Genomic DNA, 24,852 nt, shown 5'->3' on the forward strand with positions numbered 1-24,852 from the left:
TTTTTTTCGTCTGGAGACAGTGGATTGTCGAGCGCCCCGCAACCTGTAGAGCAACGCAATCGCTGGCGGGATGTACTCGCCGGTCTATCGATAGCCGGTCTCTTGCTGCCCGAAGCGGTGGCGTATTCGACCATTGCCGCGCTGGCGCCACAGGCCGGGGTAATCGCGCTGTTTGCTGGGCTGTTCTGCTACGGGGTGTTCGGTACGAGTCGCTTTGCGATTGTCTCGGCGACGTCTTCTTCGGCGGCTGTGCTGGCGGCGGCGACGGCGACACTGGCCAATGGTGATCCGCAATTGCGCTCCGCTTTGGCGGCCGGTCTGGTGCTCATCACCGGTGCGCTGTTTTTGCTGGCCGGGGTGTTTCGTCTGGGCAGTGTCACGTCCTTCATCGCCAAACCGGTTTTGCGCGGATTCGCCTTCGGCCTGGCGCTGACCATCATTCTCAAGCAGGTCGCCACTGTGGTGGGCGTGCATCTGACCGAGGCCAATCTGGTGCGCTTCGCCCCGCAACTGCTAGAACAACTGCCGCATTGGAACTGGATGGCCGCGGCTGTTGCGGCCGTCGCGCTGGTGTTGCTCGCGGTGTTTTCACGATTCCCGCGGGTGCCCGGTGGCTTGCTGGTTGTAGTGATCGGCATCGCCGCCGGGCAATGGTTGAATCTGTCGGCGTACGGCGTGCCGATGATCGGCATTATCGACCTGAGCCTGGAAGTTCCTAACCTGCCGGTGCTGCCATTCGCCGACTGGCTACGGCTGGGGGAGGTGGGTTTTGCGCTGGTGATGATTCTGTATGCGGAGTCTTACGGGTCGATCAGTGCGTATGCGCTCAAGCATGGCGATCGCGTCACCTCAAACCGTGATCTGTTGGCGTTAGGCGCATCGAATCTGCTCTCCGGATTGTTTCATGGCATGCCGGCCGGGGCAGGGTACTCGGCGACCTCGGCGAATGAAGCAGCAGGTGCGACGTCACGCTGGGCCGGCGGTGTGGCGGCGTTGGTGGTGTTAATCATCGTGCTGACGGTGTTGCCGTGGATCGCCCTGACCCCGGAGCCGATCCTCGCCGCGATTGTCATGCATGCGCTAGGTCGCGGTTTGAGTCTGCAGCCGCTGGGCCGCTACTTCATCTGGCGCCGGGATCGTGTGCTGGTGATCTGCGCGGTTTCGGCCGTGTTGGTATTGGGCGTGCTGGACGGTCTGCTGGTTTCGGTGGCGATCAGTGTGCTGCTGATGCTCAAGCAGATGTCAGCCGCGGACATTCAAGTGCTCGGGCGGATTGATGGCGGGCACGATTTTGTCGATGTGCAGCGTCATCCCGTTGCGCGAACGGAGCCTGGCGTACTGATCATTCGGCCCAGTGAGGCGTTGTTCTTTGCCAACGTTGAGCGGATTCTGGGCGCGGCGTTACGGCTGATCCGCCATGCAGAAATGCCGGTGCATACGGTGATTCTGAGTCTCGAGGAGACGCCGGATCTGGATGGCACCAGCATTGAGGCGATGCAGGAGTTCTTTGTGCGGGTGCATCAGGAAGGCAAGCGTTTGATTCTGGCGCGGCTCAAGCATGAGGCGCTGGCGGTGCTGGAGGCGTTGCCCGAAGTGCAAGCCAACGCTGTGATCCTCAGCGGTTTGAGCGTCGATGGCGCCGTGCAGAAAGCCCTCAAGCTCAACCCGTAACCCTATCGGGAAATGCAGGTCTCTTGTCTGGTAAGAATCAAACGTGGGAGCGAGCCTGCTCGCGAAAGCGATTCATCATCCAATAGTTACATCGACTGACACACCGCTTTCGCGAGCAGGCTCGCTTCCACAGGGTCTATGTGTGAGGCATAAAAAAACGCCGCTCATCTCACGATGGGCGGCGTTTTTCAGTGCGTTGTAACGTTAGGCTTGAACGACCGGGATATTGGCGTTCGCAGCAGCTTCACGGAACTCGGCGATCTGGTCGAAGGACAGGTAGCGGTAGATATCAGCCGCCATGCTGTCGATCTTGCCAGCGTATTCCATGTACTCCTCGACGGTCGGCAGGCGACCCAGGATCGAAGCCACGGACGCCAGCTCGGCCGAAGCCAGGTAGACGTTCGCGCCGTCGCCCAGACGGTTCGGGAAGTTACGGGTCGACGTCGACACCACGGTGCTGTTCGGCTCAACGCGTGCCTGGTTACCCATGCACAGCGAGCAGCCTGGCATTTCCATGCGCGCGCCAGCCTTGCCGTAGATGCCGTAGTAGCCTTCTTCGGTCAGTTGGTGAGCGTCCATTTTGGTCGGCGGCGACAGCCACAGACGGGTTGGCAGCTGACCCTTGACCTGATCCAGCAGTTTACCGGCAGCGCGGAAGTGACCGATGTTGGTCATGCACGAACCGATGAACACTTCGTCGATCTTCTCGCCAGCAACGCTGGACAGCAGACGGGCATCGTCCGGATCGTTCGGCGCGCACAGTACCGGCTCGTTGATGTCGGCCAGATCGATTTCGATGACTTCGGCGTATTCGGCGTCGGCATCGGCTTCCATCAGTTCCGGGTTGGCAACCCAGGCTTCCATCGCTTGGGCGCGACGTTCCAGGGTGCGCGCATCGCCGTAACCTTCACCGATCATCCAGCGCAGCAGGGTGATGTTGGAGTTCAGGTACTCGGTGATCGACTCTTTCGACAGCTTGATGGTGCAACCGGCAGCCGAACGTTCGGCCGAGGCGTCGGACAGTTCGAACGCCTGCTCCAGGGTCAGACCTTCCAGACCTTCGATTTCCAGGATGCGGCCGGAGAAGGCGTTTTTCTTGCCTTTCTTCTCGACGGTCAGCAGACCGTTCTGGATAGCGAAGTAAGGAATGGCATGAACCAGGTCACGCAGGGTGATGCCAGGTTTCATTTTGCCTTTGAAGCGCACCAGGATCGATTCCGGCATGTCCAGCGGCATAACGCCGGTGGCTGCGGCAAACGCAACCAGACCGGAACCGGCCGGGAACGAGATGCCCATCGGGAAACGGGTGTGGGAGTCACCACCGGTACCCACGGTGTCTGGCAGCAGCATGCGGTTCAGCCACGAGTGGATGATGCCGTCGCCCGGACGCAGGGAAACGCCGCCGCGGGTCATGATGAAGTCAGGCAGGGTGTGGTGGGTGGTCACGTCGATCGGCTTTGGATACGCCGCGGTGTGGCAGAAGGACTGCATCACCAGGTCAGCCGAGAAGCCCAGGCACGCCAGGTCTTTCAGTTCGTCACGGGTCATTGGACCGGTGGTGTCCTGAGAACCCACGGTGGTCATCTTCGGTTCGCAGTAGGTGCCAGGACGAACGCCTTGGCCTTCTGCCAGACCGCAAGCCTTGCCGACCATTTTCTGCGCCAGGGTGAAACCCTTGGTGCTTTCAGCTGGTGCTTCTGGCTTCTTGAACAGGTCGAACGGTGGCAGACCCAGTTCGGCGCGAGCCTTCTCGGTCAGGCCACGGCCGATGATCAGCGGGATACGGCCGCCAGCACGGACTTCGTCCAACAGCACCGGAGTCTTCATTTCGAAGGTGGTCAGGACTTCGTCGGTGCCGTGTTTGCAGACTTTGCCAGCATGCGGGTACAGGTCGATCACGTCGCCCATGTTCATGTTGGAAACGTCGAACTCGATTGGCAGTGCGCCGGCATCTTCCATGGTGTTGTAGAAGATCGGAGCGATTTTGCTGCCGAAGCAGAAACCGCCAGCACGCTTGTTCGGCACGTAAGGAACGTCGTCGCCGAAGAACCACAGCACCGAGTTGGTGGCCGATTTACGCGACGAACCGGTACCGACCACGTCACCGACGTAGGCGATCGGGAAGCCTTGACCGCGCATTTCTTCGATCTGCTTCATCGGGCCGATGGCGCCCTGCTGATCAGGAACGATGCCGTCGCGGGCCATTTTCAGCATGGCCAGGGCGTGCAGCGGGATGTCTGGACGCGACCAGGCATCAGGAGCAGGGGAGAGGTCGTCGGTGTTGGTTTCGCCGGTTACCTTGAACACGCGCAGGCTGATCTTGTCGGCCAGGGTCGGACGGTTTTTGAACCACTCGCCGTCAGCCCAGGATTGCAGCACGGCTTTAGCGTGAGCGTTACCGTTCTTGGCTTTTTCCGCGACGTCGTGGAACGCATCGAACATCAGCAGGGTGTGCTTGAGTTGCGCGGCAGCGACCGGCGCCAGCTCGGCGTCGTCCAGCAGGTCAACCAGAGTGACGATGTTGTAGCCGCCCTGCATGGTGCCGAGCAGTTCTACAGCGCGTTTTTTGTCCAGCAGAGGGGAGGAAACTTCGCCCTTGGCCAGTGCAGACAGGAAGCCGGCTTTGACATAGGCCGCTTCGTCCACGCCTGGTGGAATGCGATTGGTGATCAGGTCAACGAGAAATTCTTCTTCGCCAGCCGGAGGGTTTTTCAGCAGCTCGACCAGGCCTGCTGTTTGTTCGGCGTTAAGCGGCTGGGGAACGATACCCAGGGCTGCACGCTCTTCGATATGTTTGCGGTAGGCTTCAAGCACAGTTATTACCCTCATCAGTGGTCCCAAATGGGTGTCCGGGACGCTCATCCCGAAATTGCCGTACTCATGCTCCTCACGACGTTGTGGGTCGTTCGGCCAGAATTACCGGCAATTCCTTACAGAAGCTGCTTTCAAAGTTTTACGCCTGCAGAACGGGGAGCTGATGAGGGTTGGCGCTGGATTTTTCCCCGCTGGAAAAATCCCTCGCCAACACCGCTCTGAAGGAACGACTGTGCTCGTGACGCTTTGAAAACAGCTTCTAACGGACATTGGCGCCTTAAAAGGCTGGCTGATTCTACGGCAAAAAAAATTTAAAGGTAAGTCGGGCTCTATTGGACTTTCGTGGCAATGCGCGTGGCCAGGGCAAACGCCGCGCGTGGCTGTGACCCTGAAGTTTGAGGGGTGATCAATGCCCGACAAAGGGCTAACATGCCGACCTGTTCCGCGTTTCAGTGTTTTACCTATCTTATGCCCAATCAGACCATCAAGACCCCTTGCGTCGGCCTCTGCTCCACTGTTTACGGTGATCTGGTGTGCCGTGGCTGTAAGCGTTTCCACCACGAAGTGATCCACTGGAATGGCTACAACGAGGAAGAAAAACGTGCGGTATGGTTGCGTCTGGAGCAATTGCTGTCACAAGTGATGGCGGCCAAGGTCGAGATTTTCGATTCGGCGCGCCTGCGCGAGCAACTCGAGCAGCGCAAGATCCGCTTCGTGCCGCATCAGTCGGAATATTGCTGGGCGTATCAGCTGATTGCCCGTGGGGCGCGGGTGATCATTAATCTGGAAGCGTACGGGATGGTGTTGCTGCCGGAGTTTCGCGACTGGAACCTGCCGGAATTGCGCGATGCCATTGATCGGGAATTCTTCCTGCTGTCGGAAGCGCACTATCAGCGTTACATCGCCCCCGGATTTCTCAAAGACGCCTTTGGCGCCTGAAGGTCAAAAGATCGCAGCGTGCCGCAGCTCCTACATGGGAATGCGTTCTACCTGTAGGAGCTGCCGAAGGCTGCGATCTTTTGATCTTTAATGTTTCACCGCCAACTCCACCAGATGATCCTCAACCTCCTGCGGTTTGAGCACCAACACATCACTTTCCAGCGCATCCAGCACCACTTCCGCGGTATTGCCGATCAGCGCCCCTGATAACCCGGTGCGCGCCACCGTGCCAATCACGGTCACCGCCGCTTGCAGCTTGTGCGCCATGAACGGAATCAAAACGTCCGCCGGGCCTTCCTCGATGTGCAGATGCTCATCATCGACATCGAATTCCGCCTGAAACGCTCGACATTGCTCGCGATAACGCGCCTCGATGGTTTCGCTCAGTTGCAGCGTCGGGTCTGCAGCCGACAGCATCGGTGATGGATGCGCAGCGATCACATGCAGATGCGCCTTGGCCAGGCTGGCGATGTCGTAGCCATGATCAATGATCGTCGTGTGCAAATGCCGATGTTCACCATCGGCATTGCCCACGTCCACGGCTGCCAGAATCACCTTGTCCTTCCACGAACCGGCGGTTTTCACCAGCAGCACCGGGGTAGGGCAGTGGCGCAGGAGCTTCCAGTCCGCCGGGGTCAGCAGGGCTTTTTTCAGTGAGCTGTCGGGGAAATGCTGCTTGATCACCAAACCGCAGCCCTCGGCCTGCTGCACCTCGATGATGGTTTCATGCAGGCTCTCGTTCCACGCCTGTTCGGTGGTCACGCTGTAGCCGTCGGCCACTAGTGCGGCTTTGAGCACACCGAGCATGCCGGCGTGGTCGTGCTTCTTGTCGCACACCAGCAGGTGCAGATGGGCCTGGGTTACGCCGGCGATCAATTTGGCGCGCTTGAGCGCCAGGCTTTCCGAATGTTCGGGTTCGATGACCACCAGAATGCTGCGAATGGCTTGCATGAGCGGAGTCTCCAGCAAAGAAAAGGCACGGCGTTGCACAACTATAGTTGCTGTCCGATCGTGCGCGACTTGATGCATATCAACGCCAGCCGCTGGTGGTCTGCGGACAGGCCGGTATAATCGGCGCCCTTCGCTCGAACACCTTTTACCGTGAGCCCCATGATCCTTCCCGAAATCCACGAATTCCTTGGCTGCCGCACCCCCGACGCCTGGGTTCAGGCTGCACTGGCCGATCAGGAAACCCTGCTGATCGACCACAAGAACTGTGAGTTCAAGGCTGCCAGCACCGCCCTGAGCCTGATTGCCAAGTACCATTCCCACGTCGACCTGATCAACATGATGTCGCGTCTGGCCCGGGAAGAACTGGTGCACCACGAGCAGGTCATGCGCATCATGAAGCGGCGCAAGATCGAACTGCGCCAGCTCCACGCCGGTCGTTACGCTTCGGGCTTGCGCAAGGTAGTGCGCAGCCACGAGCCGGTGAAGCTGGTGGATACGCTGGTGGTCGGCGCGTTTATCGAAGCACGCAGTTGCGAGCGTTTCGAAGCACTGGTGCCGCATTTGGACGAAGAACTCGGCAAGTTCTACTTTGGCCTGCTGAAAAGCGAGGCGCGGCATTTTCAGGGTTATCTGAAACTGGCCTATCAATACGGCGATGCGAAGGATATTGCTCAGGTCATCGAGAAAGTCCGCGCCGCCGAGCAGGAACTGATCGAGTCGCCGGATGAAGAATTCCGCTTCCACAGCGGTGTGCCTGTCGCGGCATAACCCTGTTCGAAAAAACAACGTCAAAAGATCGCAGCCTCCGGCAGCTCCTACATTTGGAATGCGTTTCCCTGTAGGAGCTGCCGAAGGCTGCGATCTTTTGCGTTTGAATGTTAAAAACTCTTAAGAGTATGAAACATTACCGATAACGGACCTCCGCCTGCGATTGCCGCCATAATGCCGACCACTTCACACATGGGCGGCAGACGGTCGTTATGGAAAACCTGGGTTTTGGCAAACTCCTGCTGGTGGAAGACGATGAGCGCCTCGCCGCGCTGATCGCCCACTTTCTCGAACAACACGGCTACGAGGTGCGCACGGTGCATCGCGGTGATCTGGCCGTGGCTGCCTTTCTCGAGTTCAAACCGAAAGTCGTGGTGCTCGACCTGATGTTGCCGGGGCAGAGCGGTTTGCACGTGTGCCGCGAGATTCGCAGTGTATCGGACACGCCGATCGTGATTCTGACGGCCAAGGAAGATGACCTCGACCATATCCTCGGTCTGGAGTCCGGCGCCGATGACTACGTGATCAAACCGATCAAGCCACCGGTATTGCTGGCCCGGCTGCGAGCGCTGCAGCGGCGGCAGGTGCCGGATAGCAATGTCGTCAGTTTTCTGGAGTTCGGCCAGTTGAGCGTCGACCGCAGTTGCCGTGAAGTGCGGCTGGCGGGCGAGGTCATTGAAATGACCACCATGGAATTCGAGCTGCTGTGGTTGCTGGCCAGCGCGGCGGGCAAGGTGCTGTCGCGGGATGACATTCTCAATCGCATGCGCGGGATTGCCTTCGACGGGCTCAATCGCAGCGTCGACGTGTACATCAGCAAATTGCGCAACAAGCTCAAAGACAATCCCCGCGAGCCGATGTGCATCAAAACCGTGTGGGGCAAGGGGTATCTGTTCAATCCGTTCGCGTGGGAGCTGTAGATGCTGCGGTTATTTCTCGGGCTGTTTCTGGTCATGACGATAGGTCTGGTGCTGGCGCTGCAAACGGTCGAGCGTACTTTTGATGCCTTGCTCGATTATCAGATGCAGGACTACAACCGTGAGGCCGTGCGCGGCCAGGCCTGGACGTTGGGCCAGCAGCTGCGCGACCTCGACAGACCGGCCCGGGAGCAACAGCTGGAAACGATCCGCCCGCATTACGGTTTGGGGCTGACGCTGGTCGACGCCTCTGAACTGGCCCTGAGCAACGAGGAAAAAGCCGAGCTGGCCAAAGGGCTGCTGGTGATCCGCGACAAGTACAACCAGTACATTTCTGCGATTGACGAGGGGCCGCAGTTGCTCAGCATTCGCTTGCCGGCCGAGCCGAGCCTGATGCCGTTCTACATCGCCAGTGCCTACCTGATGATTGCCGTGTTGATCGGCATCGTCCTGTTTTTCTGGGTGCGCCCGCACTGGCGCGATCTGGAAAAACTGCGCCTGGCCGCCGAGCGTTTCGGCGATAACGACCTGTCGGTGCGCATTCAATTGTCGAAACGCTCGAACATTCGCGATCTGGCCGAACACTTCAATCTGATGGCGGCGCGCATCGAAGGGCTGATCGCCAATCAGCGTGAGCTGACCAATGCCGTGTCTCACGAACTGCGCACGCCGATTGCGCGGCTGTCGTTTGAACTCGACCAGCTTAAGCAACAGCCGGACGCCAGCCAGAACCGCGAGCTGATTGCCGACATGTACGCCGACCTTGGTGAACTGGAGGAGATGGTGTCCGAGCTGCTGACCTACGCCAGCCTTGAGCGCGGCGCGACGGTGATCAAGCGCGAAAACATCCAGGCTGCCAATTGGCTTGATAGCGTGGTTGGCAGCGTGGCGCTGGAGGCCGAAGCGGCGGGGGTGCAGTTGCTGATCGCGGATTGCCGGATCGACACAGTGCGCATCGAACCGCGATTCATGGCGCGGGCGGTGATCAATCTGCTGCGCAACGCGATTCGTTATGCCGAACAGCGGGTGGAAGTGACGCTGGAACGCACGGGCGATTATTACCAGGTGCGGGTTAACGACGATGGGCCGGGGGTGCCGGTGGACGGGCGCGAGAAAATCTTTGAACCGTTTTCGCGGCTGGATGCCAGTCGCGATCGCCGCACCGGCGGGTTTGGTTTGGGCCTGGCGTTGGTGCGACGGGTCTCGCAATCCCATGGCGGGCAGGTTGAGGTGGGCGATTCGCCCTGGGGTGGGGCGTCGTTTCGCATGACCTGGGCGCATCTGGATTGAATGCGTTGCCCTGTGCCGCCCCCTTCGCGAGCAGGCTCGCTCCCACAAATGGAATGCGTTCTCCTGTGGGAGCGAGCATGCTCGCGAAAGCGTCGGGTCAGTCAGCATGGGTGTGCCTATCCACCGCTATCGCGAGCAGACTCACTCCTATAGGGGCACTGTTCAGCGGGTCAAGCCGAGGCGCTCATGCCACTGGGCAATCGATTCTTCGGGATATTCGTCAAATTGCTGGTCCTTGGGTTTCACCTCGACTTCCACCCAGGTTGCTTTCGAACCGAGCATCAGATGCGTATGTTCCGGCGGCACCGGCAACGGCGTGTCGATGGCCGAGGCAAACGGGTGGATCAGTTCCGGCCATTCCGGGCTGAACAGCCACAAGCCGCTGCCGCACAGTGAACAGAAATGTCGTTCGGCGCTGCTGCGATGGGCGCGCTGGTCGCCTTCGTCTTTCATCTTCGCGTGGTAAATGCTGATGTGTTTGCGCCCGCGCACCTTGAGGCTGGTCGCGTCGCCGCCAAGGTTGATCGCACAACCGCCACCGCCCTGAGTCTTGCGACAGATCGAGCAATAGCAGCGTTGATAAGGGTAGGGATGGGCGCTGGTGAGACTGAACGTGACCTCGCCACAATGGCAGGAGCCTTCGAGTTGCATGGTTGCTCTCCCGTTTTTGAATGTGCGGTTGAGCCTAGAACATTCAGTACGATGGCGGCCGGTGTGATTCGACGGGCGGGCGCAGCGTCTAGCCCCAGTGTCCCCGCAATCCCATGGGGCGAGACTTCGGAACCCGGCATGCAAGCGCTGTTGAACGAGATTCTTGACGCTGTCCGCCCGTTGATCGGGCAGGGCAAGGTGGCTGACTACATTCCTGCCCTCGGCACCGTGCCGGCCAATCAGCTGGGCATCGCCGTGTACGGCAACGACGGCGAGATGTATTGCGCCGGTGACGCCGAGACGCCGTTCTCGGTGCAGAGCATTTCCAAGGTGTTCAGCCTGGTGCAGGCGATCGATCATTCCGGCGAAGCGATCTGGGAACGCCTCGGACACGAGCCGTCCGGGCAACCGTTCAACTCGCTGGTGCAACTGGAATTCGAGCGCGGTCGGCCACGCAACCCGTTCATCAATGCCGGCGCGCTGGTGATCTGCGACATCAACCAGTCGCGCTTTGCTGCACCAACCCTGTCGATGCGCGATTTCGTCCGCCGACTGTCGGGCAATCCGCAGATCATGATCGACGGCAAAGTCGCCGACTCCGAATATCAACACCGTGCGCGCAATGCAGCGATGGCGTATCTGATGCAGTCGTTCGGCAACTTCCACAACGACGTCGAAGCGGTGTTGCGCAGCTATTTCAGCCACTGCGCGTTGCGCATGAACTGCATTGATCTGGCCCGGGCTTTCTGCTTTCTGGCCAACGACGGTTTCTGCAAACACAGCGGCGAACAGATTCTCACGCGTCGGCAAACCCAACAGGTCAACTCGATCATGGCTACCAGCGGCTTGTATGACGAAGCGGGCAACTTCGCTTATCGCGTTGGCTTGCCGGGCAAGAGCGGTGTCGGCGGCGGGATTGTCGCGGTGGTGCCGGGGCAGTTCACGGTGTGCGTGTGGTCGCCAGAATTGAATGCGGCGGGGAATTCGTTGGCGGGCATGGCGGCGCTGGAGATGCTTAGCGCGCGGATTGGTTGGTCAGTCTTCTGACCCGATCACACAGACACCACAAAACCCTGTGGGAGCTGGCTTGCCAGCGATGAGGGTCTGTCAGTCACTATAAATTGACTGAACCACCGCTATCGCTGGCAAGCCAGCTCTCACAGGTTTCTTAAGTGTTTGAAGAGGTGTATTTCATCGAGTAATCCGCTACATTTTCCGGCCGCTCCCTGCATGGTGAATCCGCTTCATGTCTCTCGCGCTCGAACGTCTAGTCGCTGGCACGCCGATCCCTTTCGCTGGTAACCGCGTCACCGTGGTCAGCCCCGAACTGGCCGCGCGCTTTCAGCCCGGAGACCATCTGCTGGTGGAGCAGGTCAGTGGCGAGTTGCTGTTGATTCCCGTGGCGGATCAGCAAGCGGCGTCCGTGGCGATCGAGCGTGCGGCAGCGGCATTCACTGCGTTGTCGGCGGTGTCCGATGAGGCCATCAGCCAGTTTTTCGACCTGTTTGCGCAACGTCTGGAAACCCCTGCGTGCTGGGCACACATCGAAACCGCCAACCGCGCGGACATCGAACGGGCCAAGGCGCGCGGTCGTTCCACCACCCGATTGCTCGCCGATGAGCGCATGCGTGGCGACATGATCGCCGGCCTGCGCGCCTGGCGAGATGCCGCAGCCACGCGCGGCAAAGTCATCAGCAGCGTTGAGCATGATGGCTGGAAGGTCGAGCAAGTGGTTTCGCCGTTGGGCATCGTCGCGTTTGTCTTTGAAGGCCGGCCGAACGTGTTCGCCGACGCAGCCGGTGTCTTGCGCACTGGCAACACCGCCGTTTTGCGCATTGGCAGCGATGCGTTGGGCACCGCGCAGGCCATCGTCACTCATGCGTTGAACCCGGCACTGTCCGATGCCGGTCTGCCGGCTGGTGCGGTGTCGTTGGTGGAAAGTGTCAATCATGCCGCCGGTTGGGCGATGTTCGCTGACCGGCGTTTGTCGCTGGCCGTCGCGCGTGGTTCGGGTCGTGCGGTCAGTCAACTGGGCAGCATTGCCCAGCAGGCCGGCACCGCCGTCAGCCTGCACGGCACGGGAGGTGCGTGGTTGATCGCTGATCGTGATGCGGATGCCCAACGTTTCGCCGCCGTGGTGCGCAACTCGCTGGATCGCAAAGTCTGCAATACGTTGAACGTCTGCCTGATCCAGCGTGATCGCGCGGCGGAACTGGTGCCGTTGTTTCTTGAGGCATTGCAACAGGCCGGCACCGCGCGTGGTCAGGGTTGCAAACTGCACATCGTCGAAGGCAGCGAAAGTTGCTTGCCGAGCGAGTGGCAGAACGCGACGGTCGAGGTCTATCGCGCCGAGGGCTATCAGACCGAAGCACTGGCCGAACCCTTGGCAGAGTCCGAGTTGGGCCGCGAGTGGGAGTGGGAAGAAACCCCGGAAGTCAGCCTGATGATCGTTGACGATCTGGATCATGCGATTGCGCTGTTCAACCGCTACAGTCCGCAATTTACCGTGTCGTTGATCAGCGAGGATGCGCAGGTTCAGGAGCGCTTTTACAACGCGGTCAACGCGCCGTTCGTGGGCAACGGCATTACTCGTTGGGTCGATGGGCAGTACGCGCTCAACAAACCAGAGTTGGGGCTTTCGAACTGGGAGAGTGGGCGCTTGTTTGCGCGCAGTGCGATTCTTTCGGGGGATGGCGTGTTCACTGTTCGTAGCCGCATGACCCAAGTAGACCTCACGGTAAAACGCTGATCTGGCGGACAATGATCGTTCCCACGCTCCAGCGTGGGAACGCAGCCCGTGACGCTCCGCGTCACTGGACGCAGAGCGTCCCCTGAGGCATTCCCACGCAGAGCGTGGGCACGAACAGATGCTCAGGCGGCGTGGGTGGTTTGTGCGTGGATCGCGCAAGTCGCCGGCTGTTCAGCCAGCGGCACAAACGTGCGGCGGTCGGCGGACAGCGCATCGATCGAGCCGGTCTCGATGTCATACACCCAGCCATGCAGATTCAGCAGGCCTTTCTCCTGAGCCAGACGTACGCTCGGGTGGGTCTGAATGTTTGCCAGTTGCGCGATCACGTTTTCGCGCACCATCGAACTCAACTTCGCCGCGTCATTGGCATGCGGCCGCGCTTCATTCACCACTTTTGCCGACTCGGCATGCTGCAGCCAGCCACTGACGGCGGGCAGGTGATCCATGCATTTGCACTGGGCAATCGCGGTCATCGCGCCGCAGTCCGAATGGCCGCAGATCACAATGTCGGTCACGCCGAGCACCGCCACCGCATATTCCACCGTTGCCGAAACCCCGCCCGGATGCGGGCTGTAGGACGGCACGATATTGCCGGCATTACGGATCACGAACAGCTCGCCGGGTTCTTGTTGAGTCAATAATTCTGGCACTACACGGCTGTCGGAACAGGTGATGAACAAGGTGCCGGGCTGTTGCGTGGTCGCCAGGTGTTTGAACAGTTCGGTGCGTTGCGGAAACGCTTCGTTCTGGAATTTCAGGAAGCCATCAATCAGGTTTTTCATGGTGTTGTCCTCTTAGTTCGAGCAACCGCTGCCGAATTCGCTGTATTGAAGAACGTGTTTGCCACCGTGGCTGTCCAGATACGTCATCTCCACCGGCACCACGCCACACACATCGGCAACCGGGGTAATGCTCAGCACTTGGGCGATATCCAGCTGCATGCCGTAGCGGTAGGCAACGGCCTCGTCAGCGGCAAATGCCTGGACGGAAAAGCCGCCGAGCAGGGCCAGGATCAGTAGAATTTTTTGCATGGGGCAGCCTCCAGACGCAGTGGTGACGGGTAACCATTTGGGGTGGGTTGGCCCGCACGCAGGGTGCGGGCCGGTGCGGATCAGAACGGACGCAGGGGCAGGAACTTGCCGTCGAGGGTGACCACAGCGCGGGAGCCGCCTTCCGGGTCTTCAACTTTCTTGATGTCGAGCTTGAAGTTGATCGCGCTGATGATGCCGTCGCCGAACTGTTCGTGAACCAGGGCCTTGAGGGTGGTGCCGTAGATCTGGATCATCTCGTGGAAGCGGTAGATGGTCGGGTCGGTCGGCACGCCGCTGAGGCTGCCACGCAGCGGGATGATCTGCATTGCCGCGACGTCTTCAGCGCTCAGTTCCAGCTTGTCACCGACCACTTGGGCGGCGTTTTCCGGCAGCGGGTGCTGACCGAGCAGGGCAGCGGTGACGTACGCCAGGCTCAGGCCGGTGTCGTCGGCGAGATCCTGCCACGACAGATCTTTGCGTGCCTTGGCGTCGAGAATGCGGGTGGTCAGGGCCAGGCTGGTGTCGTTGTAGGCGTGGGACTGTTGCATGGTGTCACTCCTTTCAGGGGTTGGCTTGCTGTGTGGGATTGATCTTCTGCCGATTCATCCATAGCGTCCAAGACCGATATACAATGCTTGGCATAAGTCCTGCCTATAGATGGTGTTCCCATGCTGCTGCGACATTTGCGTTACCTGCTGGCCGTTGCCGATCACGGCGGCTTTACCCGTGCCGCCGAGGCATTGCATGTTTCACAGCCGACCTTGTCGCAGCAGATTCGCCAACTGGAAGAGACACTGGGGGTCAATCTGTTTGATCGCACCTCGCGGACGGTCAAACCCACCGATGCTGGCGAGGCCTACATCGAATGCGCGCGACGGGTGCTGGTGGAGCTGGAGGCGGGCAAGCGCGCGTTGCATGACGTGAAGGATTTGTCTCGCGGGACGTTGCGTCTGGCGATGACACCGACGTTCATGGCGTACCTGGTCGGGCCGTTGGTGCGCGACTTTGCCGCGCGCTATCCGGGAATTCATTTGCAGATTTTCGAGCTGTCGATGGACGACATCGAGGCGGGGTTAGCGGATGACTCGCTGGATATTGCGATTGCGTTTACGCCGGTGCGCAATGCTGATATCGAATGCATTCCGGCGTTTACCGAAACGTTGGGGATCATGGTCGGGCGTGAGCATCCGCTGTATCACAGCCACTCGTTACTGACGTCGGAAGATATTGCTTCACTGGATTTCGCCTTGTTGGCGCCGGACTTCATCACGCGGTTATCGGTGGATGAATATTTCCGTCAGCACGCAATTACGCCGCAGGTGCGGATTGAGGTGAATTCGGTGAGTACGTTGCTGGAAGTGGTGCGGCACTCACCGCTGGCGACGATGCTGCCGCAGGCGATTGCGACGGAGGATCGGGCATTGCGCCGGTTGCGCGTGGAGAGCGAGGCGCCGCAGCGTGGAGCGGCGTTGTTGCGGCGGCGCAATAATTATCACAGTGCGGCGGCGGTGGCGTTTGTGGAATTGGTGTTGGGCATGGGAAGCCCCTCACCCTAACCCTCTCCCAGTGGGAGAGGGAACTGACCGAGTTGCTTGGGCGATTTACGCCGACCTGAGAAACCTGAGCCGAACTCTGGTTCTGAAAGCACCATAAATCGGCTCCCTCTCCCTCGGCAGAGGGGACTGACCGAGGTGTTTGTGCGATTTACGCCGACCTGAAAGTTTTGAGCCGAACTAAAATTTTGAGCGCAGCACAAATCGGCTCCCTCTCCCTCGGGAGAGGGCTGGGGTGAGGGGCTACAATTCCAGTCACGCCAAATCAATGCAAGCGAACAAAAAAAGGCCTGCTTCCTTTAAGGAAGCAGGCCTTTCAATTATTTAATTACTAGCTCAGCAGAACCGATCAATCACCCGAACTTCATTCTTATTCTGCATCGAATCCCACGCCTGTTTCAGCGTTTGCAGAACATTCCCGATGAAGTCCTTGTCGGCCGCGGCTTTCTTGCCAACATAACCGTGGCCGCGGCGGTACATCTTCAAGCGGGCCAGCAGGTTCTGATGATTGCGGTCGAACTCGTCTTCGTCAGCATGGGTCGCCAGGCAGTCGATATGCACCTGACCCGACTTGCTGATCCAGAGAATATGGCTGTCATGGCTGTCTTTCTGCGCAGCGAACATACGAGCCAGTTCTTCGATAGTAGGTTGATTGTTCAGATTCATGATATTGCCCCTTGACCAGTCTGGTGATCTTTCAAAGTTGATTCGCTAATACAGGTAGCCCATCGGTTAGTTGATCCCTGGCACCGAAACCAGGACGTCAGCGCTCGCCCGTGTGAAGTACGGGGTCGTGCATCTGTTGCATGTAGTCGTGTTGAATAACTGCTACGCAATAGCGTCACAACGAGGAGAAGCAGCGAAAACCGGGAGGCTCCTTGACGACATTTACCGTGTCGACCACAAGCGTCTTGAGAATTTTCGCCAGCGCTTCTCGTCCTTGTACTGGACGTTCAGGCCAGGTCAGCTTCTTCAATCTGCCTTGTGGGCAGCGTGTATCCGGAAAAAACAACTCGGCGGTCAGACGAGTTTGCTCAAGCGTGTTACCGATGTTCCCGATCGGGGAACGTCTTCATCATGCAAAAGCAAAACGACGCCGTCAACGGTTTTGTAGTGATTATTTTTGCTCACTACATATTGTCGGACAAAGCTGTTTTGGAATGAGAAAGAATCCGTTCAGGCAACGGAAAAAGGCGTTCGCAGCACGTAGAAGGTGCACGGATAGCCGTCCACTTCACGCTGCTGCAGGGTGAAGTGGCCGTCGCTCAATAAAGGAATCAGCCTGGCCCAGAAGCGCTGTGCCGGCAGGTTGGCGTCGATATGGAAAATCTGCCATTGACCGGGGATGCGGCTCAAGAGGGCAGAGACGACAAACTGCGCGACGCCTTGGCCACGAAAGCGTCGGGCGATGAAGAAGTAGCCGATGTTGTGTTCGGCCCCGGCGATGTGGATTTCGTTATCGACGGTCACGAAACCGGCGAGTTCGCCATTGACGCGAATCAGGAACGGTTGGGTGGTCGGGTGACGCCAATAGCCGATTTTCGGCTGGATCGAGAAAAAGCCGTGCTCGGCGAGCTTCAGCGGCAGCCATTCGCTGAAGTCGTACATGTAGAACTGCATGAGGTTTTCGATGATATCCAGCTCATCGCGCTGAGCGGGGTGCAGTTCGATATTGGCCATGCGCAGGGTTCCTGAAAGTGCTGAGCCTTGCAGAAACACTAGCGGGTTTTATTTGCCTGACGGTTTCGCTGTGCGTTTTGTCGTACCCGTGGTTTTGCTGCGGGTCGATTTGCGTTTTTTCTTCCACGGGGCCGCCGCTTTACCGGCTGGTGGCGGGCCGCTGATGGTCAGGCTGAGACTGGAACAGCGCGTCACCTGTTTGCTCATCCACGCTGCCTGTTTGGTGACGAACTCTTCCAGACTCATTTCGCCACTTTGCACCATGTCCAGCGCCTGCTCCCAGATGGCCGTGGTGCCGGGGTCGGCAATTGCGCGGGGCACCGCGTCGATCAGGCTGAACGCCGCCGGGGTAGCGGCGAGGGCCTTGCCGTTTTTCACCAGATAGCCACGGTCAAGCAAGCCCTGAATGATCGAGGCGCGGGTCGCTTCTGTGCCGATCCCGGTGGTGTCCTTGAGCTTCTGTTTGAGCAGCGGATCTTCCACCAGTTTGGCGACGTTTTTCATCGCCTTGATCAGATCGCCTTCGGTGTAGGGTTTGGGCGGTTGCGTCCACAGATCCTTGAACTTGACGTCAGCCACCGCGCACTCAACGCCTTGCGTAAGTGCCGGCAAGGTTTGCGGTACCGGTGCCTCGCGGCCCTTGGCCGCTGCCAGCGCCTCGGGCAGTGCGCGTTTCCAGCCCGGTTCGATGATCTGCTTGCCGACCGCACGCAACGCTTCACCAGCGCAATCGAAATCGGCCTGGGTGCGATCGTATTCGTGATTGGGCAGGAACTGCGCCAGATAGCGCGCACGTATCAGTGTGTAGACCGCGCGGTGTTTGCCGGTCAGGCGCTCTAGATTCTTCGCTGCAGCGGTGGGAATGATGCCGTGGTGCGCGCTGACCTTGGCGTCGTTCCACGCGCGGGATTTGCGTTGCGGCTCCAGAAACCCGTTGAGCGCCTCAAGGCCCGGATCGGCCTGACGCAGCGCGGCGAGAATCCCCGGCGCCTCACTGTGCTGGCTCAGCGGCAAATAACCGCAATCACTGCGTGGATACGTGACGACTTTGTAGGTTTCGTAGAGAGCCTGGGCGATGTCGAGGGTTTCCTGCGCGCCGAGGCCGAGTTTCTTCGAGCAGACTTCCTGCAAAGTGCCGAGATCGAAGGGCAGGGGCGCCACCTCGCGCAGGCGCTCGGTTTTCAGCTTGATCACCCGGGCACTCGCAGCGCTGCTGATCGCAGCCGCCGCTTGCTGGGCCAACGCCTGATTCAGGCAGCGATCCTGATCGTCACAGGTATCCGACGGCGCACGCCACTGCGCAGTAAACGGTATGCCGTTGTGCAGCAGATCGACATCAATCGCCCAGAACGGCACTGGCACGAAATCGGCGATGCTGCGGTCACGATCCACCACCAGGCGCAAGGTCGGCGTCTGCACCCGGCCCACCGGCAACACGCCCTGATAACCCGATTGCCGACCCAGCAGCGTGAATAGCCGGCTCATGTTCATGCCGATCAGCCAGTCCGCCCGCGAGCGGCCCAGCGCCGAGTGATACAGGCTGAAGGTTTCGGCCCCCGGCTTCAATGCCGCCAGGGCTTTGCGGATCGAAGCTTCGTCCAGCGCCGACAGCCACAAACGCCGGATCGGCCCGCGATAGCGACAGTGCTCGACCAGTTCCCGGGCGATCATCTCGCCCTCACGGTCGGCGTCGGTGGCGATGATCAGCTCGCTGGCTTCACCGAGCAGGCGTTTGACCGCTTTGTACTGGCTGGCGGTGCGCGGTTTGACGGTCATTTTCCACTTGTCCGGGATGATCGGCAGATCGGCCAGGACCCAGCGCTTGTAGCGGGGGTCGTAGGCGTCCGGCGGGGCGGTTTCGAGCAAGTGGCCGATGCACCATGTCACCGTGACGTCTGTTCCCAGCCAGCAGCCGTCACCCCGACGCCTGGCGCCGAGCACGGCCGCAATGTCTTTGGCCTGAGAAGGTTTTTCACAGAGGTACAACCGCATAACCACCCACGTCGATCAAGGTCCGCACAGGTGCACAGAATGGCCGGACTTGGCGTCAGCGGCAACTTTTATCTGTATGGATATACAGATAAAAAGCATTGCAGCACATGACGGGTAATACAGGGACGCAGCCCGGGCTATCGAGAAATTGATTAGCCTGCGGTTTACACCTGTGTCAGGTTTTTCAGCGATTCAAACACGCGAGTGACAGGACGATCTCGCCAGAAGATCGCCGTGGTCTGTCGACACTGACTACTCAGAAACAAGGAAGTCCACCATGGCTCAAGCCAAATCCAAAACCACCAGCGCCTTCGACGAAATCGATACGTTCAGCCACCTGTATGACCGTGGTGTCGGGCTGGTCAATGGCAAACCCTCATTTACCGCTGACCAGGCCGCTGATGAAATCCTGCGTAAAGGCCTGTCGTGGGGCGACAAGAATGCTGATGGCAAGATCGACCTCAGCTACAGCTTTCTGACCGACAAACCGGCGAACTACAACGTCAAGCTGGGCAACTTCAGCGAGTTCAGCGCCCAGCAAAAAGCCCAGGCTGTGCTGGCCATGCAATCCTGGGCCGACGTCGCCAACGTCACCTTTAGCGAAGGCAAGGGCGGCGATGGCCACATGACGTTCGGCAACTACGACGTCAGCACCGGTGGTGCGGCATTCGCTTATCTGCCCAGCGGCGGTGGCTATGACGGCCAGTCGTGGTACCTGATCAACGATCAATATCAGGTCAACAAAACTCCGGACACCAACAACTACGGGCGCCAGACCCTGACCCACGAGATCGGTCACACCCTCGGCCTGTCGCACCCGGGTGCGTACAACGCCGGCAACGGCAACCCGACTTACAACGATGCCAAGTACGCTGAAGACACCCGTGGCTACAGCCTGATGAGCTATTGGAACGAAGCCAATACCGATCAGAATTTCAGCAAGGACGGCAGCGGCGCATACGCCTCGGCGCCGTTGCTGGACGATATCGTTGCGGTGCAAAAACTCTACGGCGCCAACTACGCGACCCGCGCCGATGACACCACGTACGGTTTCAATTCCAATGCCGAGCGCGATTTTTACAGTGCCACTTCGACATCTTCCAAAGTGGTGTTTTCGGTGTGGGACGGCGGCGGCAACGATACGCTGGACTTCTCCGGCTTCAATCAGAACCAGAAGATCAACCTCAATGAAGGTTCGTTCTCCGATGTTGGTGGCTTGGTGGGCAACGTCTCCATCGCTCACGGCGTGACCGTGGAAAATGCCATCAGTGGCTCAGGCAATGACCTGCTGATCGGCAACGCCGTTGCCAACGAGCTGGTCGGCGGTGCCGGTAATGACATCATTTACGGTGGTGGCGGTGGCGACACCTTGTGGGGTGGTGAAGGTGCGGATACTTTCGTGTTCGGTGCTGCCAGCGATTCAACTATGACTGCGCCGGACTGGATCATGGATTTCACCAGCGGCCTGGACAAGATCGACCTGTCGGGGATCGCCGGTTTCGCCACGGGCGCGGCGTCGCTGAATTTTGTCAGCGGTTTCACCGGGCATGCCGGCGATGCGATCCTGACTTACTTCGCGCAGACCAATCAGACCAGCCTGATGGTTGATCTGACGGGGCAGGGTTCGGTGGACTTTGCTGTGGGTGTGGTGGGGCAAGCGGTGGCGACTGATATTGTTGCGTGATGCCTGAAAGCGGCCCTCACCCTAACCCTCTCCCAGTGGGAGAGGGGACTGATTGGGGGATGCTACAGAAATACATCGACCTGATAGCGCGATGCCGAATCCATAATCGACACTGCAATATCAGGTCGATGTAGAACGAAAGACACCCAAGTAGGCTCCCTCTCCCTCTGGGAGAGGGCTGGGGTGAGGGGCTTTTGATGTTGAAGGGCCGTTCGGCTGCAAACCCACCCCAACCAGAACCAATGAGCTATACCTGAACCGGTCTCTTCGCCGTATCCAGGAGAACCCCATGAAAAGCTCCGGCCCTAGTCCCGTCATTGCCCTCGAACAACTTCCCGGCTGCCTGATAGTGAAATTCCACGGCATCCAGGTCGCGGCCTCGTCCCACGTACTGATCCTCAACGAAGCCAACTACCCGCCGGTCTATTACATCCCCCGCGAAGACATCGACGAAAAGTACTTCGCCCGCACCGACCACACCAGTTATTGCCCGTACAAGGGCGACGCCAATTACTTCAGTCTGCAAGTGCCGGGGCATGAAGGGGCGAATGCGGTGTGGACTTATGAGAAACCGAAAATCTCGGTTGGTCCGATCAAGGACTACGTGGCGTTTTATCCGGATCAGGTGAAGTTCGAAGTGATCAAGGCTGATGCCTGAGCAAAAAAAACGGCGAGGGTCAAAGCCCTCGCCGATTGAGTTGTCAGGTTGAGTTTCAGTTCTTGTCGAGATCTATATTCTTCGTCTCACGCAAACAGATCATCCCCACCACCAAGCTCACCCCGGTAATCAGCACTGGATACCACAGCCCATAAAAGATGTCCCCGGTGTACACCACCAGCGCAAACGACACCGTTGGCAGAAACCCGCCAAACCAGCCGTTGCCGATGTGGTATGGCAGCGACATCGAGGTGTAGCGAATGCGTGTCGGGAACAGTTCGACCATCAGCGCCGCGAGCGGGCCGTAGCACATGGCCGAGATGATGATCAGCGCCACGATCAGGGCAACGATCATTGGCTTGTTGATCTGCTGCAAATCGGCCTGTTGCGGGTAGCCGGCCAGGGTGATCGCGCCGCGCAGTGCGGCCTCGTCGAAGCCATCGAGTTTGACGTCGCCGACGCTCACTTGCACGGCGCTGCCGGCCGGGGCGGCGGCGCTGGAGTAGGGCAGGCCCTGTTTGACCAGGAAGGTTTTGACCTTGTCGCACGGGCTGTCGAATTTGGCTTTGCCCACCGGGTCGAACTGAAAGGTGCAGGTCGCCGGATCCGCCAGTACGGTGATCGGTGCCTGACGGCTGGCCTGATCGATCGCCGGGTTGGCGTAGTGCGCGAGGGATTTGAAGATCGGGAAGTACAGCGCCGTGGCCAGCAGCAAGCCGAGCATCAGCACTGGTTTACGGCCGACCTTGTCCGACAGCCAGCCGAAAAAGATGAAGAACGGCGCGCCGATCACCACGCTGATGATCAGCAAGGTGTTGGCCACCGCCGGGTCCATTTTCAGGAACTGGGTGAGGAAGAACAGTACGTAGAACTGCGCCGCGTAGAAGGTCACCGCTTGCCCGGCGTTGATGCTGAACAGGGCGATCAACACGACTTTGAGGTTTTCCCATTTGCCGAAGGATTCGCGGATCGGCGCTTTCGAGGTTTTGCCTTCCTCTTTCATTTTCAGATACGCCGGCGACTCGTGCAGGCTCAGGCGGATCCAGGTGGAAATGCCCAGCAGCACGATCGACAGCAGGAACGGAATACGCCAGCCCCACACCTCAAACTGATCGCCGGTGAAGTAGCGGCAACCGAGCACCACCAGCAGCGACAGCAACAGGCCGAGAGTGGCGGTGGACTGAATCCAGCTGGTGTGGAAACCGCGTTTGCCGATTGGCGCGTGTTCTGCCACATAAGTCGCAGCACCGCCGTATTCACCGCCGAGGGCTAGGCCCTGAAGCATGCGCAGCACCACCAGAATGATCGGTGCGGCGATGCCAATGCTGGCGTAGGTCGGCAGCAGGCCGACGCAGAAGGTCGCCACGCCCATCAGAATGATCGTCGCCAGAAAGGTGTATTTGCGCCCGATCATGTCCCCCAACCGACCGAACACCAGCGCCCCGAATGGCCGCACGATAAAGCCGGCGGCGAAGGCCATCAGCGCAAAGATGAACGCCGTGGTGTCGTTGACCCCGGCGAAAAACTGCTTGCTGATCACCGCCGCGAGGGCGCCATAGAGGAAGAAGTCATACCACTCGAACACCGTACCGAGTGATGAAGCGAAGATGACTTTGCGTGTATCCGGGCTGGTCTCCGCGCTGCGCACGGCGTCCAGCGGCTGAACGTGTTCTGACATATCGGTATCCCTCACAGTGATTGTTTTTGTTGTTCCACTGGTGTTGCGTGTCCGGGTGATGCCTTGAATTAAACGCGGTCCCTTGTAGGAGCTGCCGCAGGCTGCGATCTTTTGATCTTGCTTTTGATCTGGAAAATCCAAAGTCAAAAGATCGCAGCCTTCGGCAGCTCCTACAGGGTTTGGGCCAGCTCCAATTTCGGGGTGCTGCTCCTGGTGTTGGGGTTGAGGATCAGTTGTGCCGCTTTCTCGGCAATCATCAGCGTAGGCGAACAGGTGTTGCCCGAGGTAATGCGCGGCATGATCGACGCATCGGCGATGCGCAAACCGGGCACGCCGTGGACGCGCAGTTGCGCATCGACCACCGCATCGCCGTCATTGCCCATGCGGCAGGTACCGACTGGATGGAAAATCGTCGTGCCGATCGTCGCCGCTGCTTGCTGCAATTGTTCTTCACTTTGCAGGTTGGCGCCGGGTAGGTACTCCACCGGTTTGTACGCTTGCAGGGCAGGGGCGCTGACGATGCGCCGGGTCAGGCGAATCGCATCAGCCGCGACGCGCAAATCCTCTGGATGACTGAGGTAGTTGGGCTGAATCAACGGCGCCTCCTGCGGATCCGCCGAACGAATGTCGATGCGTCCACGACTCTGCGGACGCAAATCACACACCGACGCGGTAAACGCCGGAAAGCTGTGCAACGGCTCGCCAAAACGCTCGAGCGACAGAGGCTGCACGTGATATTCCAGATTCGCCGAAGTCTGCTCCGGCCCCGACCGCGCGAACGCGCCCAACTGACTCGGCGCCATCGACAGCGGCCCGCTGCGGTCATACAGATAACGCAGGCCCATGCCCATCTTGCCCCACACGCTGCCAGCGATCTGATTTAGCGTGCGCGCATTTTCCAGTTTGTAGATCAGGCGCAGCTGGAGGTGATCCTGAAGATTGCCGCCGACGCCCGGCAGCTCATGAATCACGCCGATTCCCAAGCGTTCGAGCAGCGGCCGAGGACCAATCCCGGAGCGTTGCAGAATGCTCGGCGATCCAACGGCACCGGCGCACAAGATGATCTCCTTGCGTGCCTTGAACTGTTTGATTTGACCTTCGTGACGCGCGCTGACTTTCGAGGCGCGACCGTCTTCGAGCAGCACCCGATCCACCTCAACCCCGGTCAGCACTGTCAGATTCGCCCGGTCGCGCACCGGTTTCAAAAATGCCTTCGCTGCGTTCCAGCGTACGCCGGATTTCTGATTGACCTGAAAGTAGCCGCAACCCTCGTTGTCGCCCTGATTGAAGTCATCGATGCTGGCGATGCCGCTTTGCTCAGCCGCACTGCGAAAGGCATCCAGAATCGGCCACGACAGACGCTGCTGCTCGACCCGCCACTCACCCTTGGCGCCGTGAAATTCAGCCGCACCGGCAAAGTGGTTTTCGCTTTGTTTGAACAGCGGCAGCACGTCGTTCCAGGCCCAACCCGGGTTGCCCTCGGCCGCCCAGCCATCGTAGTCGTTGGCCTGGCCGCGCATGTAGATCATGCCGTTGATGGACGAACAACCGCCCAGCACTTTACCGCGCGGATAGCTCAGCGCGCGGCCGTTGAGGCCCGGTTGTTCTTCGGTCTTGAAGCACCAGTCGGTGCGCGGGTTACCGATGCAGAACAGGTAACCGACAGGAATGTGAATCCACGCATAGTTGTCGCGCCCGCCGGCTTCGAGCAACAGCACGCTCTGCTGCGGATCTGCCGACAGCCGATTGGCCAGCAAACACCCGGCAGGGCCGGCGCCGACCACGATGTAGTCGTATTCATCGAGGGAAGTCTGCATTCCCTGACC

The 24,852-nt window shown here is 59.4% G+C and carries 21 protein-coding genes; 10 read left to right on the plus strand and 11 right to left on the minus strand.

Going from position 1 to position 24,852, the window contains the following annotated elements; all coding sequences use genetic code 11:
• Positions 1-24: 24 nt before the first annotated feature.
• Positions 25-1,671, plus strand: a complete 1,647-nt coding sequence (locus LOY43_RS11000; RefSeq protein WP_258709620.1) for a SulP family inorganic anion transporter — start codon at positions 25-27, stop codon at positions 1,669-1,671.
• Positions 1,672-1,875: 204 nt separating this feature from the next.
• On the opposite strand, the gene acnB is transcribed toward LOY43_RS11000, so the two are convergent.
• Entirely contained in the window at positions 1,876-4,485 is a 2,610-nt protein-coding gene (gene acnB / locus LOY43_RS11005; RefSeq protein WP_095047459.1) for a bifunctional aconitate hydratase 2/2-methylisocitrate dehydratase, read from the minus strand.
• Between the two features lie 468 nt (positions 4,486-4,953).
• Here acnB and LOY43_RS11010 point away from each other — a divergent pair, with 468 nt between their 5' ends.
• Entirely contained in the window at positions 4,954-5,424 is a 471-nt protein-coding gene (locus tag LOY43_RS11010; RefSeq protein ID WP_064117650.1) for a DUF1289 domain-containing protein, read from the plus strand.
• An 87-nt stretch (positions 5,425-5,511) separates the two neighbouring features.
• Here the strand turns inward: LOY43_RS11010 and LOY43_RS11015 are convergent, their stop codons facing one another.
• Positions 5,512-6,375: a universal stress protein gene (locus tag LOY43_RS11015; RefSeq protein WP_095047458.1), complete on the minus strand. Its 864-nt coding sequence runs from the start codon at positions 6,373-6,375 to the stop codon at positions 5,512-5,514.
• A gap of 159 nt (positions 6,376-6,534) precedes the next feature.
• Here LOY43_RS11015 and LOY43_RS11020 point away from each other — a divergent pair, with 159 nt between their 5' ends.
• The 3 genes from LOY43_RS11020 to LOY43_RS11030 all read left to right on the plus strand — a co-directional run bounded on the left by LOY43_RS11020 (position 6,535) and on the right by LOY43_RS11030 (position 9,350).
• Positions 6,535-7,143 carry a tRNA-(ms[2]io[6]A)-hydroxylase gene (locus LOY43_RS11020; protein WP_095047457.1) on the plus strand — a complete coding sequence of 203 codons (609 nt, stop codon included), beginning with the start codon at positions 6,535-6,537 and terminating at the stop codon, positions 7,141-7,143.
• 212 nt (positions 7,144-7,355) lie between these two features.
• Positions 7,356-8,063 (plus strand): winged helix-turn-helix domain-containing protein, encoded by a 708-nt coding sequence (locus LOY43_RS11025; RefSeq protein ID WP_095125763.1) that lies wholly within the window; start codon positions 7,356-7,358, stop codon positions 8,061-8,063.
• A complete protein-coding gene (locus LOY43_RS11030) occupies positions 8,064-9,350 on the plus strand; it encodes an ATP-binding protein (RefSeq protein ID WP_095047455.1) in 1,287 nt (428 codons plus the stop codon).
• Positions 9,351-9,512: 162 nt separating this feature from the next.
• Here LOY43_RS11030 and LOY43_RS11035 read toward each other — a convergent pair whose 3' ends face one another.
• Entirely contained in the window at positions 9,513-10,001 is a 489-nt protein-coding gene (locus LOY43_RS11035; RefSeq protein ID WP_095047454.1) for a GFA family protein, read from the minus strand.
• A gap of 138 nt (positions 10,002-10,139) precedes the next feature.
• Here LOY43_RS11035 and glsB point away from each other — a divergent pair, with 138 nt between their 5' ends.
• Together glsB and LOY43_RS11045 are read left to right on the plus strand one after the other, a co-directional pair.
• Entirely contained in the window at positions 10,140-11,048 is a 909-nt protein-coding gene (gene glsB, locus LOY43_RS11040; RefSeq protein ID WP_007911001.1) for a glutaminase B, read from the plus strand.
• Positions 11,049-11,247: 199 nt separating this feature from the next.
• Positions 11,248-12,750 (plus strand): aldehyde dehydrogenase family protein, encoded by a 1,503-nt coding sequence (locus LOY43_RS11045; protein ID WP_258709621.1) that lies wholly within the window; start codon positions 11,248-11,250, stop codon positions 12,748-12,750.
• 122 nt (positions 12,751-12,872) lie between these two features.
• Here the strand turns inward: LOY43_RS11045 and LOY43_RS11050 are convergent, their stop codons facing one another.
• The 3 genes from LOY43_RS11050 to cynS all read right to left on the minus strand — a co-directional run bounded on the left by LOY43_RS11050 (position 12,873) and on the right by cynS (position 14,329).
• Entirely contained in the window at positions 12,873-13,532 is a 660-nt protein-coding gene (locus LOY43_RS11050) for a carbonic anhydrase (RefSeq protein ID WP_077573391.1), read from the minus strand.
• 12 nt (positions 13,533-13,544) lie between these two features.
• A complete protein-coding gene (locus LOY43_RS11055) occupies positions 13,545-13,781 on the minus strand; it encodes a DUF2790 domain-containing protein (protein WP_258709622.1) in 237 nt (78 codons plus the stop codon).
• An 80-nt stretch (positions 13,782-13,861) separates the two neighbouring features.
• A complete protein-coding gene (gene cynS, locus LOY43_RS11060) occupies positions 13,862-14,329 on the minus strand; it encodes a cyanase (RefSeq protein ID WP_093437115.1) in 468 nt (155 codons plus the stop codon).
• Between the two features lie 120 nt (positions 14,330-14,449).
• On the opposite strand from cynS, the gene cynR reads away from it, so the two are divergent.
• Positions 14,450-15,337 carry a transcriptional regulator CynR gene (cynR, locus tag LOY43_RS11065; RefSeq protein ID WP_258709623.1) on the plus strand — a complete coding sequence of 296 codons (888 nt, stop codon included), beginning with the start codon at positions 14,450-14,452 and terminating at the stop codon, positions 15,335-15,337.
• Between the two features lie 333 nt (positions 15,338-15,670).
• On the opposite strand, the gene LOY43_RS11070 is transcribed toward cynR, so the two are convergent.
• The 3 genes from LOY43_RS11070 to LOY43_RS11080 form a co-directional block, all read right to left on the minus strand.
• Positions 15,671-16,000: a hypothetical protein gene (locus tag LOY43_RS11070; protein WP_093437124.1), complete on the minus strand. Its 330-nt coding sequence runs from the start codon at positions 15,998-16,000 to the stop codon at positions 15,671-15,673.
• 510 nt (positions 16,001-16,510) lie between these two features.
• Positions 16,511-17,014: a GNAT family N-acetyltransferase gene (locus LOY43_RS11075; RefSeq protein WP_095047450.1), complete on the minus strand. Its 504-nt coding sequence runs from the start codon at positions 17,012-17,014 to the stop codon at positions 16,511-16,513.
• A gap of 48 nt (positions 17,015-17,062) precedes the next feature.
• Positions 17,063-19,006 (minus strand): DNA topoisomerase III, encoded by a 1,944-nt coding sequence (locus LOY43_RS11080; protein ID WP_258709624.1) that lies wholly within the window; start codon positions 19,004-19,006, stop codon positions 17,063-17,065.
• 277 nt (positions 19,007-19,283) lie between these two features.
• On the opposite strand from LOY43_RS11080, the gene LOY43_RS11085 reads away from it, so the two are divergent.
• Together LOY43_RS11085 and LOY43_RS11090 are read left to right on the plus strand one after the other, a co-directional pair.
• A complete protein-coding gene (locus tag LOY43_RS11085) occupies positions 19,284-20,690 on the plus strand; it encodes a serralysin family metalloprotease (RefSeq protein WP_258709625.1) in 1,407 nt (468 codons plus the stop codon).
• 289 nt (positions 20,691-20,979) lie between these two features.
• Complete coding sequence (locus tag LOY43_RS11090) at positions 20,980-21,348, plus strand: DUF427 domain-containing protein (RefSeq protein WP_116255400.1); 369 nt, start codon at positions 20,980-20,982, stop codon at positions 21,346-21,348.
• Positions 21,349-21,403: 55 nt separating this feature from the next.
• Here the strand turns inward: LOY43_RS11090 and LOY43_RS11095 are convergent, their stop codons facing one another.
• Both LOY43_RS11095 and LOY43_RS11100 read right to left on the minus strand, forming a co-directional pair.
• Positions 21,404-23,026, minus strand: a complete 1,623-nt coding sequence (locus tag LOY43_RS11095) for an MFS transporter (protein WP_095047447.1) — start codon at positions 23,024-23,026, stop codon at positions 21,404-21,406.
• Positions 23,027-23,196: 170 nt separating this feature from the next.
• Positions 23,197-24,843 (minus strand): GMC family oxidoreductase, encoded by a 1,647-nt coding sequence (locus tag LOY43_RS11100; protein WP_258709626.1) that lies wholly within the window; start codon positions 24,841-24,843, stop codon positions 23,197-23,199.
• Positions 24,844-24,852: the final 9 nt, after the last annotated feature.

It is taken from the genome of Pseudomonas sp. B21-041 (assembly GCF_024748675.1).
In the GTDB taxonomy this organism is placed as follows: domain Bacteria; phylum Pseudomonadota; class Gammaproteobacteria; order Pseudomonadales; family Pseudomonadaceae; genus Aquipseudomonas; species Aquipseudomonas neuropathica.